The sequence below is a fragment of the Duganella sp. 1411 genome (assembly GCF_017833525.1).
Lineage (GTDB): Bacteria > Pseudomonadota > Gammaproteobacteria > Burkholderiales > Burkholderiaceae_D > Rugamonas.
In genome coordinates this window covers 52,653-68,628 of sequence record NZ_JAFICD010000005.1, presented here as the reverse complement: position 1 = coordinate 68,628, position 15,976 = coordinate 52,653, and the positions used below count along the sequence as shown (strand labels likewise).

Here is a 15,976-nt window from a genome sequence, read left to right as displayed (position 1 = left end):
CCCGGGGACGGATGAGCTCTGTACGGTACCGTACTAAACCCGATTATTCCTGCGCGGGCCCCGAGTACAGGTCGATGATCGCGCCGATCGCGTCAGCGCACACGGAGCAGAACTTGTCGCTGCGGTCGAACATGATGCACTGCATCTCGGGCCGGTAATACCCCTTGGCCTCGTAGTTCGCGCCCTCGAACGCGCCCACCACGTGGCGGTTCGGATCGCGCGAGAACAATTGGTTGGTCTGCTCCAGATCCCTATGGAACAAGGCGCTCATCTCCGATTCGGGGCGGTTGGCCTGGCGCAGCGCCACGCGCTCCTTCTGGTAGGCGCGCGACGCCGTCTCGTATTCTTCCTTCTTCCACGGCGTCGGCAGCGCCGTGCCGTCCTTGACGAACTTCTTCCACTTCACATTGGCCGGGTCGCGCAGCGCCGTCGCATTCGGCTCCCATGGTTCCCGCCGCTCGCCGCCCGTGGCGTAGGCCACCGGCGAGGTGTAATACTCGTCCGCCAGCCCGGCGAAGTGGTGGCCGAATTCGTGGACGAACAGGTAGTTGGCCCAGTCGTTGCTGGCGGCGGCGGTGCTGAACTGGCCGAAGATGCCGCCACCGCCGTAGGTGTCGTTGTTGACCAGGATTTCGATGAATTCATACGGCGCGTTCTGCGCCAGTTCGCGCAACGCGCGGTTGTCGGTGGTGAGCACATAACGCTCGCTGCCGAAGATGTCGTAGCGCGTGCCCAGCGGCGAGGCGTGATGCACGCCGGTCGACGGGCGCGACACGCCCGATTCCTGGGTCGGCAGCGCCAGCGCCCAGACGTTGAAGTCCTTGGCGCGCTCCTTGAACGGCGAGGTGTCGAACAGATGGTCGGCCAGGCGGCGGGCGGTCGCCTCGAACTTTTTCATCTCGCCCGCCGTGTAGCCGTCGCCCAGGATCAGCAGATCGACCTTGTCCTTCGACGGGCCGTTGACGCGGATGCCGATCGGCTTGACCGGCGCCGGCGCCGACTTGCGCACCACGTCCATGGCGTCGGTGTCGACGCTGGCCGTCCACACCACGGAGAAGGCGCCACGCTCGTCGCGCTTGAGGATGCGCACCTTCACCGGCTTGTCCGGTTTCGGGAAGCGCACAGACTCCTGGAAGCCGCGATTGGCCTTGCCCGCCTCCTCGGTGCTGGCCCATTCGGCGAACACGGTCGAAAAACCGCGCGAGTACAGCAGCGCGCCCGATGCGGCGTCGACCACCTCCACCAGGTTGTTGCCGCGATTGGTGTTGTCGATGGTGCGGCGCATGTCGCCGGGCCACGGCAGCGGCTCGATGACCACCCGCTCCATCGCGTACTGCTCGTTGAGGGCGTTGCCGCTGTGGATATAGTCGAGACGGACGGTGGCCGGTTGCGCGGGCGGCGCGGCGAATGCGGGAGCGGCGCAGGCGGCCAGCGCCAGCATCAGCGCGGCGACGAAGCCACGGGGGTGTGCGAAGAGAGTCATGGGGGTCCTGGCGGTCGGTTGAAAACGTGCCCGCTATTTTAATCCCGTCGCGGCCAGGACCGGCCTAGTTTTTCGGGTTCGTCAGCGACTGGCCGATGTCGAGCGGGCGGATATCGAGCCGGACGTTGAGGATCGAGTAGCTTTGCGCCGCCGCCGACATGTAGCCGACGCTGTCGCGTGTTTTGCTGAAGGTGAACTGGAAGCCCAGCTCCGGCAGCAGCGATTGCGGGCCGCTGGTCGCGATGCCGATCGCCTCGACGCGGCGGTTGACGATCAGGCTTTCCATCAGCTCCACCACCGCGTTGCGGCCCAGGATATCGGGCGAGAACACCGGCTGGTGCAGCATCGCGTCGGCCGCCAGCAACCGCCCGCCGGCCTTGGCCTCCGACGGCGTGAAGGTGTGCGAGGCCAGGTCGTAGCGGTCGCCCCGGTCCAGATAGCTGATCACCGCGTTGGAGACGTTGAAGCCGGCGCTGGCGGCGTCCGTGGTGGCGCGCGACAGGTCGATCAGCAGCGCGCCCTTGTGGCCGACGATTTCCACATGGCGGCGGCTGTCGACCACCATGGCCGTGTTCTCGTCGATGCCCAGCCCGATCTTGTAGCCCTTCTTGAGCATCGCCGGGATCATGCGGGCGAAGCGTCCGCGCACCAGCAGATGCTGGTCGACGAAGACGTCGTCGCCGATGAAGCCCAGGCCGGGCGCGATCTCGCGGCCGTCGCTGACGCCCCCGCGCAAGGTGCCGAACACCGAATTGGGCGAGTAAAACATCGTGCTGCTCATGATGGCGGCGCCGGCGCTGTCGCCGGCCACCACGCCGCCGTCGCGGTAGACGTCCCACACCGCCTGCAGCACCGCGCTGCGGCTGCCGTCCTCGCGCACCAGCGCCTGCGTGATGCGGGCCTGGTCGCCGCCGGCGAAGAACACGCCGCCGGCGCCGCGCACGGCCTCCGCCAGTTCGCCATCCTCGGCCACCCGGCGGTAATCGCTGCCGGCCAGGCGCACCGCCAGCGGCACCACGAAGGCGGCCGCGCCGTACCCGTTAAGACGGGCGACGATGGCCTCGCCCACCCGCTCCGGGTCGGCCGCCGCCGACGGCAGCACGGCGATGCGCGCGCCCGGCCCGCCGGCCAGCGCCACGATGCGCTGCCAGACGTCGGCGTTGTCGCCGCGCAGGGCGCCGCCGATGATCACCAGCGAGCCTTTGGGGGAGTCCGGCGCCGCCACCGCGCCTTCCAGAGGAACGGCCAGCATAAAAACGGCCCCGATCAGGTGCTTCAGCAAGTTGCCTCGTGTGCGCATGATGACCGACTCCCCCAAAAAAGCCACGGAAAACCCGGCGAGCTTTTGCCGATACGCGTGCAGCGCCGCTTAGGGGTCGTACCCCAGGGGTACGACCCCGGATGGCGGTGCGTGTGCGCTACCGGTATCGGTAAAGCGGCTGCTGCAGCTGGATCGGCCGGATGTCCATCCTTAGTTTGAGCACCGAATAGGCCTCCACCTCGGTGGAGCTGTAACCGACGCTGTTGATGGTTTTACTGAACCGGAATTCGAAGCCCAGGTCCGGCGACGAGTCGCGCGGATTGCCGAAGGCGATGCCGATAGCCTCCTGCTGGGCGTTGTCGATCAGGTTCACCATCAGGTCCAGCACCGCGTTGTTGCCCAGGATGTCGTTGGTGTAGACGGTGCCGCGCGTGTCCGGCTGGTTCGGATCGAGCTTGTTGTCCGCCTTGTCCGCCGACGGCGTGAACTCGCGCGTCACCAGATTGAATTTGTCGCCCCGGTCCAGATAACTGATGGTGGCGTTACTGATATTAAAACCCTTGATGCCGCGGTCGGTGATCGCCGCCGACAGGTCGAGCAGCAGCGCGCCGCTGTAGCCGATGATCTCGACGTCGCGGCGGGCGTTGACCACCATCGCGCTGTTCTCGTCGATGCCCAGGCCGATCTGATAACCTTTTTTCAACATCACCGGGATCATGCGGGCGAAGCGGCCGCGCACCAGCAGATGCTGGTCGACGAAGACGTCGTCGCCGATGAAGCCCAGGCCCGGGGCGATCTCGTTGCCGTCGGTGACGCCCTGTTTGAGCATGTCCAAGGTCGCCTTGGCGTCGTAGAACATGGTCGTGCTCATGATCGCGGCGCCGGCGCTGGAGCCGGCTACCACGCCGCCGTCGCGGTACACGTCCCACACCGCCTCCAGCGCCAGGGTGCGCGAGCCGTCCGGGCGCACCAGCGCCTTGGTGATGCGGGCCTGGTCGCCGCCGGTGAAGTAGATGCCGGTGGCCGAATGGATCAGGGCCACCACCTCCGGGTCCTCTGCCGCCTTGCGGTAGTCGCTGTTGGGCAGGGTCACGCCGAGCGGGATGAAGAACGCCTGGGCGCCATATTGATTGAGTTTGTTGACCGTGTTCTGGGCCGACTTCTCGGGATTGATCGAGGCCGAGCCGAACACGCCGATGCGCGCGCCGCGGCCGCCGGCCAGCTGCACGATGCGCTGCCAGACTTCGGCGTTGTCGGCGCGCAGGCCGCCGCCGATGATGACCAGGTTGCCCGCCGGCGGCGCCAGCACGGGCTTGGGCGGCGGCACCGCCTTGGCCGGCTTGCTGGCCTTGGTGCTCGTCTGCGCCTTGGCCGACGACGTCACGGCCGCTCCCTGGGCCGCGTGCGCGCTGGCGCCGGCGAACACCAGCAGCCAAAGCATGCAAAGGCGCTGGAACGTAGAACCTGTAAATTTCATGTTGCCCTTCCAATGATGAAACCGGCGCCGGGGGCTTACGCGCGGCGCCGTGGTAATGCAGATGATACCAATCAATTACTTAAGCATGTATTACATTGTGGAGGGCTTTCATTTGAACGCGTAATTGGCGCTGGCGTAGAAGCGCCGGCCACGCGGATCGGTATAGGTGGGATCATACCCGGACAGGAAGAAGTAGGCTTGGTTCGAGTAAGGCGGCGCCTTGTCGAACAGGTTCTGGATGCCGGCGCGCAGCTTGAACGCCTTGCTCACCTGCCAGGCGCCCGACAGGTCCCACAGCGAGTACGAGGCCACCCGGTTGGCCGCCACCACGCTGCCGTCGTCGGTGTTGATGGCCGAGTTCTGGTCCTCGTAGGCGCCCGAGAAGGTGTTCGACAGGCTGGCCGCGAACGGACCCTGGTCCCAGTCGAAGGTGATGGTATGGCGCCAGCGTTGCACCACGCCGTCGGTGACGAATCGTCCCAGGTTGCTGACGTACGGGTCGCCCGGCGCGTTCTGGATCTTCGAATTCATCACGTAGGTGCCCGACAGGCGCCCGCCGAAGCGGCCGGCCCAGGTCTGCACGCCTTTGTAGTCGATCGTCAGGTCGAGGCCCGACGCCTTCTGCGCGCCGCGGTTTTCCTTGTTCATGTCGATGTAATCGATATAACCGTCTTCGTCGCGGTGTACCAGGCTGCCGTACTTGCCCTGGTTGGCCAGGATGATGTCGTCGCCGATCTCGGAAATCAGGTCGGTGCGCTTGATGTTCCAATAGTCCAGGGTCAGCATCACCTTGCTGCTCGGTTGCAGCACCATGCCGGCCGACAGCTGGCGGCTGCGCTCCGGCTTCAGGTTCGGGTTCGAATGGCGGCGGGTGTTCCAGGCGTCGGCGCACTCGGCGTAGTTGTTGTCCACCGTGGCGCAGTAGACCGGGTCCGGCAAGGTGGCGGTGGCGCCGGTCTGCATCGGCCGGTACAGGTCCGTCATCGACGGCGCGCGGAAGCCGCGGCCGGCCGAGGCGCGGAACAGCATGGTCTTGGTCGGCGTGTAGCTCACGCCCACCTTCGGGCTGGCCGCGCCGCCCACCACCTGGTAGTGGTCGTAGCGCGCCGACACCTGCGCCTCCCACTGCTTGGTGAACGGCAGCAGCAGTTCGCCGTAGATGGCCTTGACGTTGCGCGCGTAGCTGGTGGCCTGGCCGCCCTCCGGCGCGGCGTCGTTGTTGATGTTATCGCTCAGCAGCAGCGCCGACGGGTTGTAGTCGGTCTTCTCGCGCCGCACCTCGCCACCGACGGCCAGCGCCGCCTCGCCGCCGGCCAGCTGGCCGACCGCGTGCGAGAGCTTGAAGTCGATCGAATCCATGGTGCCGCGCGCGTGGCGCACCTCGTCGTTGACCTGCAGGCTGTCGAGCAGCTTGCGGCCGGCCGCGCTGGACGGGCCGAAGGGGTTGATCAGGCCATCGGTGATGCCCTGTACCAGCTCGTTGTACAGCACATAGCCGTGGGTGTCGCGGTCGCGCACGACGTTGACGCTGTGATTGAGGCCGACGTCGTAGTCCCAGCCATTGCGGCTGCCGGTCAGGCCGACCACGTAGCGCTGGCTCTCGCTGGTCAACTCGCTGGTGCGGCGGCCCGCCTCGTTCAGGCGGATGCGCAGTTCGACCTCGCCGTCGCCGCCGGCCTCCTCCGACGCCAGGTCGTAGCCGGCCAGCGCCGGCACGGCCGAATAATCGACGTTGGCGCGCACCCGCGCCGACGACGCCGCGTACCAGGTCTTGGAGCGGCTCAGCGCCACCTCCGCGTACAGCTGGTTGTCGGCGTTGAGCTGCAACACGCCGCGCGACAGGAAATTGGACTTCTCCGACTTCGGATACAGCTCGGTGTCGCCCATGTAATTATAGGTGCAGGCCTCGGGACCGCCGGTGCCGGTGGGCAGGTGCAGATTGGCCGGCGGCGAGCAGTTGGGCACCGATGGATTGATCAAGCGGCTGGTGATCGGCTTGCCGTTGATGGTGAAGCCGTTGGCCGCCAGGTAGTCGCGCTGGTCGCCCGACAGGCGGATGTTGGCCGGCGAGGTGTAGCCCGACAGCAGATGCGGCAGGCGCTCGGCGATGCGCAGGTCGCCGATGAAATCGCGCTGCGAGGTGCTCAGCGCGTCGGTGCGCTGGACGTCGACCACGGCGAACACGTTGTAGCCGTCCTTGGCCAGGTCGCCGTGGCCGACGGTCAGGCTGGCGGTGCGCTTGCCGGCGCCGCCCTCCTCGGTCTTCAAACCGTAGGCGTTGAGCTCCAGGCCCTGGAAGTCCTTGCGGGTGATGAAGTTGATCACGCCGCCGATGGCGTCGGTGCCGTACAGCGCCGAGGCGCCGTCGAGCAGCACCTCGACGCGCTGGATCGCGGCGGCCGGGATGTTATTCAGGTCGACGCCGGTATCGTCGCCGGGCGAGGCGAAGTTGGCCATGCGGCGGCCGTTGAGCAGCACCAGCGTCGACGAGGTGCCGATGCCGCGCAGGTTGGCGCTGTTGAAGCCCCGCTGGTCCTTGCCGTCGGTGATGCTGGCACTGTCGGTCAGGCCGCCGACGTTGGCCGACAGCCGCGCCAGGATCTCCGAGGCGGTGGTCACGCCGACCTTGTCGATCTCCTCGCGGGTGATGACCTGCACCGGCAGCGCGGTTTCCGATTCGATGCGCTTGATCGCCGAGCCGGTGATCTCCACCTTCGGCATCGGCTTGGCGGCGACGGCGTCGGCCGCCTCCTGCGCCAGCGCCACGCCGGTGTGACCGAGGACGCCGAGCACCGCCCCCAAGCCCAGCGCGCGGCGCACCGAGCGCGCCATCGTGGAAATTCGCATGCCGTCCAATTCAGCCATAGTTTTCTCTCTGCGGGTGGTGATGTTATAAGTAAAGTTAAATATAAATAATTCCAATCAACTAACTGTACGCATATCGAGCGGAAAACTCAAGAAAGCGGCGCCCGATTCGCGCCGAACGATTTACTTTGTGAAAATAGTGCTACATACTCAAGCGCTAAACCATGGCCGACGCCCGGGCCACGCCCCGCGTCGAACCGTCAACCCTCCCTGCCAGATCATCATGCACGCACAAAAACACACCCTTTCCGGCCCCCACAGCAGCACCGCGTTCGAGCTGACCAGCCTCCATTTCGGCACCCCGGGCGCCGGCAAGAAGGTCTACATCCAGGCCTCGCTGCACGCCGACGAGGTGCCGGGCATGCTGGTGGCGCAGTTCCTGCGCAAGCGCCTGGCCGCGCTGGAGGCGGCCGGCCAGATCGCCGGTGAGATCATCCTGGTGCCGGCGGCGAACCCGATCGGCCTGGCGCAGGCGATCCACGGCGCCGCCTTCGGCCGCTTCGACCTGACCACCGGCGTCAATTTCAACCGCAACTACAAGCACGTGTTCGACGACCTGAAAAAATCGCTGGACGGCCTGCTCGGCCAGGACGCCCAGGCCAACGTGCGCCTGATCCGCGAGCACGCGCGCGCCTCGATCGCCGAATGGCGCCCGTCCACCGACGCCGACACGCTCAAAAAAGCGCTGATGACGATGGCCGTCGACGCCGACATCGTGCTCGATCTGCACTGCGACAACGAGGCCGTGATGCACATCTACGCCGGCACGCCGCTGGCCGACGCCGTCGCGCCGCTGTCGGCCATCATGGGCGCGCACGCGCTGCTGCTGGCCTACCAGGCCGGCGGCGAACCGTTCGACGAGGCGTGCAGCCGCCTGTGGTGGGATCTGGAGCGCCACTTCGAAGGCAAATATCCGATTCCGCCGGCCTGCCTGTCGACCACCGTGGAGCTGCGCGGCGAGATGGAGGTGAGCTACGACCTGGCCGAAAAGGACGCCGCCGGCCTGCTGCGCTTCCTGGCCTTGAGCGGCGTGCTGCTCGACGACGGTAGCGGCGCCGGCGCAGCCGCCATCGCCGCCGCGCCGCTGCCGGTGCCGCTGTGCGAGGCCACGCCGCTCGAAGGGGTCGAGCCGCTCTACGCGCCGCACGCCGGTGTGCTGGTCTACACGCGCGAGCTCGGAGAGCGCGTGGCGCCCGGCGACGCCATCGCCGACCTGATCGACCCGGTCAGCGGCGAGACGACCGTGCTGCGCGCCGGCGTGGCCGGCGTCTTCTTCGCCCGCAGCGCCCACCGCCACGTCCTGCGCGGCATGAACGTCGGCAAAGTGGCCGGCGCCCAGGCCTATCGCGCGGGCGATCTGCTGAGCCAATAAGCGCGCCGTTAAGCGCCATTCAGCACCGGATAACGACAACAATAACGACGTCCCCATGACCACGAAAAAATTCAAGCTGCCGCACACCTTCGTCCTGCTCTTTATTATCCTGGCGCTGATCGCCACGGCCACCTGGCTGGTCCCGGGCGGCAAATACGACACCCACCTGGTCAACGGCAAGCAACTGATCGTGCCGGACAGCTTCCATTACGTGGACAGCGCGCCGCAGGGCGTGGTGGCGCTGCTCAAGGCGCCGATCAAGGGCTTCGTCGAGGCGGCGCAGATCATCGGCTTCGTGCTGATCGTCGGCGGCGCCTTCGCGGTGCTGCAAAAGACCGAGGCGGTCGATTCGATGATCAAGGCGCTGGCGCGCGCGCACAAGGATTCGGCCTTCATCCAGAAGGCGCTGATCCCGGTGTTCGTCACTTTGTTCTCGATCGGCGGCGCCACCTTCGGCATGAACGAGGAGGCCATACCGTTTATATTGATTTTCGTGCCGCTGGCGCTGGCGCTGGGGTATGACACCATCACCGGCGTCTCGATCCCCTTCCTCGGCTCGCAGGTCGGCTTCGGCGCCGCCTTCCTCAACCCCTTCAACGTCGGCATCGCGCAGGGCATCGCCGGCGTGCCGGTGTTCTCGGGGTGGGGCTACCGGCTGATCGCCTGGACCATCGCCACCGCCATCACGGCCGGCTTCCTGATGTGGTACGCGGCGCGCGTGAAGAAAAATCCGCAGCTCAGCCCCACCTACGCGCTCGATCTGGAAAAGCGCAAGGAGCAGCCGCACGGCCTGGGCGAATTCGACGGTATGACCGCGCGCCACAAGCGGGTGCTGTGGATCTTCGCCGCGTCGCTGGCCATCATGGTGGCGGGCGTGGTGCACTACGGCTGGTACATCGACGAAATCGCCGCGCTGTTCCTGACGATGGGCGTGGTGATCGGCCTGGTGGGCAAGCTCGACTCGGGGCAGATCGTCGAAGGCTTCATCCAGGGCGCGCGCGACCTGGTGGGCACGGCGCTGGTGATCGCGCTGGCGCGCGGCACGATGATTTTGGCGCGCGACGCCCAGATCATCGACACCATGCTGCACGCGTTGACGCCGCTGGTGCAGTCCTCCAGCCCGATCTTCACGGCGTGGAAGATGTTCGGCATCCAGACGGTGATCAACTTCTTCATCCACTCCGGCACCGGGCAGGCCGCGCTGACGATGCCGATCATGGCGCCGCTGGCGGACCTGGTGGGCGTGACGCGGCAGACGGCGATCCTGGCGTTCCAGTTCGGCGAGCTGACCACGCCGATGATCCCGACCTCCGGCATCACGGTGGGCGTGCTGGCGCTGGCGCGGGTACCGTGGATCACCTGGGCCAAGTGGATGATTCCACTGCAGCTGATCTACGCGGTGATGGCGCTGTCGCTGCTGGTGCCGCCGGTGCTAATGAACTGGCAATAACCCAGAGCGTCCATCTAAAACACGTAGGGCGGATTAGCGCAGCGTAATCGGCCATGCATGCGCCGCCAACGACGCAAACATGGCCGATTACGGCGTTCCGGCTAATCCGCCCTACTGGCGGTAAACGTCGGGGCAGTAGCGCTCCATCAGCGTGGCCGGCCGCACCGGCGGCGTGAACCCGAACTGCGCATACAGGCCGTGCGCATCGGCCGTCGCCAGCGTAAAGCGCCGCAATCCCTGCAGCTCCGGATGCGCGACGATCGCCTCCACCAAGCGCTTGCTGTAGCCGTGCCCCCGCTGCGCCGGCAGCACGAACACGTCGACCAGGTTGGCGAACGTGGCGCGGTCGGTCACCACGCGCGCGAAACCGACCTGCCGCCCGTCCAGATAGGCGCCGAAACACAGCGAATTGGCGATCGCCCGCTCCAGCACCGCGCGCGGCATGCCGATCGCCCACGTCGATTGCTCGCTGAGGAATTGATAAATCAGGGGCACGTCCAGTTGCCCCTTGTCGGTGCTGATCTGCAGAGTCGTCATGTTTTACGTGGCCAAAATAGCAATAATGACATATTTTTGAGCACTTGACGGTTTATAATCCGTCACACCAATACCGCGAAAACCATCCCCACCACTATGACCGCACAACTTTCCAAAAAGAGCGAAGCCTGGTCGGCCCGCTTCAACGAACCCGTTTCCGACCTCGTTAAACGCTATACCGCCTCCGTATTCTTCGACAAGCGCCTGGCCAAAGCCGACATCCAGGGCTCGCTGGCGCACGCCGAGATGCTGGCCGCGCAGGGCATCATCAGCGCCGCCGACCGCGCCGAGATCGAGCGCGGCATGGCGCAGATCTCGTCCGAGATCGAGGCCGGCCAGTTCGAGTGGCTGCTCGACCTGGAAGACGTCCACCTGAATATCGAAAAACGCCTGACCGAACTGGTTGGCGACGCCGGCAAGCGCCTGCACACCGGCCGCTCCCGCAACGACCAGGTGGCCACCGACATCCGCCTGTACGTGCGCAGCGCCATCGACGACGTGGTCGAACTGATCGGCGCCCTGCGCGGCGCGCTGACCGACCTGGCCGAGAAAAACGCCGACACCATCATGCCCGGCTTCACCCACATGCAGGTGGCGCAGCCGATCACCTTCGGCCACCACATGCTGGCCTATGTCGAAATGTTCGGCCGCGACGCCGAGCGCATGCTCGATTGCCGCAAGCGCGTCAACCGCCTGCCGCTGGGCGCCGCCGCGCTGGCCGGCACCACCTTCCCGATCGACCGCGTGCGCGTGGCCAAAACGCTCGGCTTCGACGACGTGTGCCACAACTCGCTGGACGCCGTCTCCGACCGCGACTTCGCGATCGAATTCACCGCCGCCGCCTCGCTGATCATGACGCACGTGTCGCGCATGTCCGAGGAGCTGGTGATCTGGATGAGCCCACGCGTGGGCTTCATCGACATCGCCGACCGCTTCTGCACCGGCTCGTCGATCATGCCGCAAAAGAAAAACCCGGACGTGCCGGAACTGGCGCGTGGCAAAACGGGCCGCGTTTACGGCCACCTGATGGGCCTTCTGACCTTGATGAAGGGCCAGCCGCTGGCCTACAACAAGGACAACCAGGAAGACAAGGAACCGCTGTTCGACACCGTCGACACCGTGGTCGACACCTTGCGCATCTTCGCCGACATGGCCGGCGGCATCAGCGTCAAGCCGGAGGCGATGCGCGCCGCCGCGCTGCAGGGCTACGCCACCGCGACCGACCTGGCCGACTACCTGGTCAAGAAAGGCCTGCCGTTCCGCGACGCCCACGAGGCGGTGGCCCACGCCGTGCGCGCCTGCGACGACCTGAGGATCGACCTGGCCGAGATGACGCTCGACCAGCTGCGCGCCTACTCGACGCTGATCGAGGACGACGTGTTCGCCGTGCTCACGCTCGAGGGCTCGGTGGCGGCGCGCGACCACGTCGGCGGCACCGCGCCGAACCAGGTGCGCAAGGCCATCGCCCGCGTGCGCGAACAACTGGCTAAATAACTGACCGCGCTAGTGCATCGCCAGCCGTGACAGCACCGAGAACGCCGCGCCGGTCTGCTCCTGCTTGAGCAGGATGGTCAGCTCGGTGTAGGTGCAGATCATGTTGACCAGGTTGATCTTGTCCCACGCCAGCTGCTTGAGTATCGCGTGATAGATGCCCGGCTCGCGGCTGGTGTCGGGATTGAGGTGCAGGGTCACGGCGTTCAGATCGTCCTGCCGCGCGAGCAGCCGCTCGCCGGCGAACACCTCTTCCACCACCTGCGCCAGCACCCGGCTGCAGATCACCATCACCTCGTTGACGCCGCGCGTGACCGTCACGAACGCGCCGCGCAGCGGCTCGGCCTTGGCCAGCAGCTCGCGATGGCAGTCGTGGATGCTGTCGGAGTGGCGGAACGTATATTCGGTCAGCTCCGTGCGCGTGGTCAGTTCGCCGGTCTTGTGCACCAGCGAGATCCCCCTGCTGGGCTGCTCGGGCAGCCGTTCGGCGACGCGCCGCAGCGCCATCACCACCGCCGCCTGGCCCACCGGCTTCCACAGATCGCTCTCGATCTGCGGCTGCAGCTGGCGCGCCAGCTCCGATAAATTGATCAACCCCCGTCTCAGTCCCTCGATCAGGAAGGACGACTCCATGACGATGCGTTCTACTTTGGTGGCAATCGACTGCATAAAAGATCCCCCTGTCCGCGCGCCGGCGGACAAAACCTGAACAACTAGCTGGCGCCGCGTCCGGCGGCCCACCGTGATCGGCGTCCGCGGGACGATACGATATCCGCCCCGGCGTCCCGGATAGGGACTGGCCGGCGGCCGATACGCAGCTAACGTGACCAAACGCGCGACGCGCTAGGTGGGGGGAGGCAGGCCGGTGCGGTTGGCGCGCAGCGCGTGGGCGGACATGCAAACGTGTTGAGGGTGTGTGATCATTTTCTCTTTTCCTGAAGTTCCCGGGTCGCGCTTGCGGGATCGTGCCCCTGCGCTTTTTATGCACCCGCTCGCGGCGACTAGCCACGGCCGGTTTGACCTAGTTTAATTCGCAAGATTAAAAATTTGCAACAGCCTTGCTGAAAAGATGAGCATAGTGTTGCGTAGCAACCGAAACTTATGTCAACGATCAACTTCCTGATTGATTTGCGACAAATTGCGCCAATCGTGCGCGTGCTAATGCGTCTTCCGTGTTAGCGCCAAGCCCCTCCAAAGTGATAGCCACGCCCGCGAAATGTCTCATTTGAGACATTTTTTTCATCCGCGACCAATTTTCTAAATTTTTTGACATCGCGATCTTGAAAAGAATAGTGTCCCCTCTACTCGCCGTTTTGACGCACAAAAATCGCCGCACAGCCATCCGCCAGCGCGGCATCGGAGACGCCGAGTTGGCCGCCACCATGGCCAGGCAAACCTTCGCGCACACACCTATCCTGGAGAAGAGATGAACCTACGTAAGACCCTACTTACCGCATCCGTCGTCGCCGCATTGCCGATCCTGGCCACCAACGCCGCGCACGCGGCCGGCCCGCTGATGGCGGCGCCAGTCAACCTCGCCTCTCCACAAGAGAGCGCGGGACTGGTCGCCAAACTGACCGCCCTCGACGCCCAGCGCGGCGTCGGCGGCGACAACGGCTTCCGCATCGCAAGCCAGCACCCCGGCGTCGTCGGCCAGAAGATCACCCGCGCGCAGCACACCTACAAAGGCCTGCGCGTGTTCGGTTCCGAATCGGTGGTGGTGACCAACAGCGCCGGCGACATCGTCAGCGAATCGGTGGCCGACCGCCGCGCCGGATTGAACGCGAACGGCGCCAACGCCGGCGCGGACTCCGGCCGTCCGCTGGCCGCCGCGGTGGCGGACCTGACGCCGGCGCTGAGCGCCACCGAGGCGATCGACAAGGTGGTCAAGGTGGTTTCGCCGCGCGCCGTGCACCGCTGGGCGCCAAGCGCCGAGCTGCTGATCTATCCGGTGATGAAATCGGTGCGCGTGCCGTCGGCCCTCAACAAATCCGAGGCCGCGCTCAACGCGACGGATCTGGAGGAAGTGGTCGACCGCTACGTGCTGGCCTACTATGTGCAAACGCGCATGTCGCAGGACCGCAAGCCGGTCTACTACGACACCATCCTCGACGCCAAGACCGGCGCCGTCGTCGCGCAATGGAAAGCGCTGCAAACCGTGGTCGGCACCGGCAACAGCCAGTACAACGGCGCGGTCCCGATCAACACCTCGCAATCGGGCAGCACCTTCCAGATGCTCGACTCCACGCGCGGCACCGGCGGCAAGTTCGGCGGCATGGCCATCACCAACGCCAACCACGCATCGGCCGACAGCCCGAGCCCGGGCACCATCTACACCAACAGCACCAACACCTGGGGCGACGGCAAGCAGTACATCGCCGGCGGCAGCACCACCAACGCCAACGGCCAGACCGCCGCCGTCAACGCGCTGTGGGGCCTGATGAACACCTACGACACCAACAAGAACGTGCTGGGTTGGCAGTCCCTCGACGGCAACAACACGGCGACCTACATCGCCGCCCACGTCGATACCGCCTACGACAACGCCTTCTTCGATCCGAGCTGCAAATGCATGTACATCGGCGACGGCGGCAGCAGCTTCAACAACCTGGGTTCGATCGACGTGATCGGCCACGAGATGTCGCACGGGATCACCGACGCCACCTCCAACCTGACCTATGCCGGCGAGTCGGGCGGCTTGAACGAATCGAACTCCGACATCGGCGGCGAGATGGTCGAAGCCTACGCCCGCGCCGGCGGCACCGGCACCGTCGTCCCGGCCGGCAACGACTGGATGACCGGCAAGGAGATCTCCAAGAGCGGCCAGCCGCTGCGCTGGCTGTACAAACCGAGCAAGGACGGCGCCAGCCCGAACGCGTGGAGCAGCACGATCAAGAACCTCGACGTCCACCTGTCGAGCGGTCCTAACAACCGCATGTTCTACTTCCTGTCGCAGGGATCGAACGCCACCTCCAGCAGCGACTACTACAGCCAGTATCTGACCAAGAGCCCGGCCGCGATGACCGGTATCGGCAACGACAAGGCCTATCGCATCTGGTTCAAGGCGCTGACCACCAAGTTCACGTCGTCGACCAACTACGCCGACGCCCGCGCCAAGGTGCTGCTGGCGGCGCAGGAGCTGTACGGCACCGGCTCGAAGGAAGCCATCGCCGTGCAGCGCGCCTACGCGGCCATCAACGTGGGCGCCGACGTCGACGAAGTGGCCGGCGGCTCCGGCGTCTCGATCACGACCCAGCCGGCCAGCGTGACCGTGGCCGCCGGCGCCACCGCCTCGTTCAGCGTGGGCGCCAGCGGCGGCACCTCGCCGTACACCTACAAGTGGTACCGCAACGGCGCGGTGATCAGCGGCGCCACCTCGGCCACCTATTCGTTGACGGCGCAAACGGCCGACAACGGCGCGGTGTTCAACGCCGTCGTCAGCGATTCGTCGTCGCCGGTCAAGACCGCGACCTCGGGCAACGCCACGCTGACCGTCGGCAGCAGCAGCTCGTCCGAGAAGATCGTCAACGGCGGCTTCGAGTCCGGCACCACCGGTTGGGCCGGCACCACCGGCGTGATCGGCACCTTCACCGGCCAGACGGCGTTCGAGGGCACGCGTTACGCCTGGTTGGGCGGCAACGGCGCAACGGCGACCGAAACGCTGACCCAGAGCGTGGCGATTCCGTCGACCGCCACCGCCGCCACGCTGACGTTCGCGCTGCATATCGACACCGCCGAAAGCGGCAGCACCGCCTACGACAAACTGGTCGTGACCGTGAAAAACAGCGCGGGCACCGTGCTGGGAACCCTGGCCACGTACTCGAATGCCAACGCGGCCAGCGGCTACCAGACCCGCAGCTTCAACCTGGTCTCCTACAAGGGCCAGACGGTGACGCTGTCGTTCGCGATGACGGAGGATTCGTCGCTGCAAACCTCGTTCGTGGTCGATAAGGTCAGCCTGATCACGCAATAAGGGTAAAGGGGGCGGCGCCGGCACATCGGTCGCCGCCCTGTTTTTGACCAGGAAGCCAAAGAATGCG

Annotated in this window: 10 protein-coding genes; 4 read left to right on the top strand and 6 right to left on the bottom strand. The window is 65.9% G+C overall.

What is annotated here, in order from left to right; all coding sequences use genetic code 11:
- Window positions 1-43 precede the first annotated feature (43 nt).
- The 4 genes from JOD97_RS23275 to JOD97_RS23260 all read right to left on the bottom strand — a co-directional run bounded on the left by JOD97_RS23275 (window position 44) and on the right by JOD97_RS23260 (window position 7,086).
- Window positions 44-1,483, bottom strand: a complete 1,440-nt coding sequence (locus tag JOD97_RS23275; RefSeq protein ID WP_209723949.1) for an IgA Peptidase M64 — start codon at window positions 1,481-1,483, stop codon at window positions 44-46.
- A gap of 64 nt (window positions 1,484-1,547) precedes the next feature.
- Window positions 1,548-2,735: a cyanophycinase gene (locus JOD97_RS23270; protein ID WP_229264663.1), complete on the bottom strand. Its 1,188-nt coding sequence runs from the start codon at window positions 2,733-2,735 to the stop codon at window positions 1,548-1,550.
- Window positions 2,736-2,901: 166 nt separating this feature from the next.
- Window positions 2,902-4,221, bottom strand: coding sequence for a cyanophycinase (locus tag JOD97_RS23265; protein WP_209723945.1), 1,320 nt, complete (start codon window positions 4,219-4,221; stop codon window positions 2,902-2,904).
- Window positions 4,222-4,329: 108 nt separating this feature from the next.
- Window positions 4,330-7,086, bottom strand: coding sequence for a TonB-dependent receptor (locus JOD97_RS23260; RefSeq protein ID WP_209723943.1), 2,757 nt, complete (start codon window positions 7,084-7,086; stop codon window positions 4,330-4,332).
- A 223-nt stretch (window positions 7,087-7,309) separates the two neighbouring features.
- Between JOD97_RS23260 and JOD97_RS23255 the strand changes: the two genes are divergently transcribed.
- Window positions 7,310-8,458 (top strand): succinylglutamate desuccinylase/aspartoacylase family protein, encoded by a 1,149-nt coding sequence (locus JOD97_RS23255; protein ID WP_209723941.1) that lies wholly within the window; start codon window positions 7,310-7,312, stop codon window positions 8,456-8,458.
- Between the two features lie 55 nt (window positions 8,459-8,513).
- Window positions 8,514-9,908: a YfcC family protein gene (locus JOD97_RS23250; protein ID WP_209723939.1), complete on the top strand. Its 1,395-nt coding sequence runs from the start codon at window positions 8,514-8,516 to the stop codon at window positions 9,906-9,908.
- A gap of 111 nt (window positions 9,909-10,019) precedes the next feature.
- On the opposite strand, the gene JOD97_RS23245 is transcribed toward JOD97_RS23250, so the two are convergent.
- The gene (locus tag JOD97_RS23245; RefSeq protein ID WP_209723937.1) at window positions 10,020-10,445 is read right to left on the bottom strand and encodes a GNAT family N-acetyltransferase; all 426 of its coding nucleotides are present in this window, start codon (window positions 10,443-10,445) and stop codon (window positions 10,020-10,022) included.
- 96 nt (window positions 10,446-10,541) lie between these two features.
- Between JOD97_RS23245 and argH the strand changes: the two genes are divergently transcribed.
- Window positions 10,542-11,939 carry an argininosuccinate lyase gene (argH, locus tag JOD97_RS23240; RefSeq protein ID WP_209723935.1) on the top strand — a complete coding sequence of 466 codons (1,398 nt, stop codon included), beginning with the start codon at window positions 10,542-10,544 and terminating at the stop codon, window positions 11,937-11,939.
- A 9-nt stretch (window positions 11,940-11,948) separates the two neighbouring features.
- Here the strand turns inward: argH and JOD97_RS23235 are convergent, their stop codons facing one another.
- The gene (locus tag JOD97_RS23235; protein ID WP_209723933.1) at window positions 11,949-12,605 is read right to left on the bottom strand and encodes a hypothetical protein; all 657 of its coding nucleotides are present in this window, start codon (window positions 12,603-12,605) and stop codon (window positions 11,949-11,951) included.
- A 757-nt stretch (window positions 12,606-13,362) separates the two neighbouring features.
- Between JOD97_RS23235 and JOD97_RS23230 the strand changes: the two genes are divergently transcribed.
- On the top strand, window positions 13,363-15,909 hold the full coding sequence (locus JOD97_RS23230) for a M4 family metallopeptidase (protein WP_209723930.1): 2,547 nt from the start codon (window positions 13,363-13,365) through the stop codon (window positions 15,907-15,909).
- Window positions 15,910-15,976 lie beyond the last annotated feature (67 nt).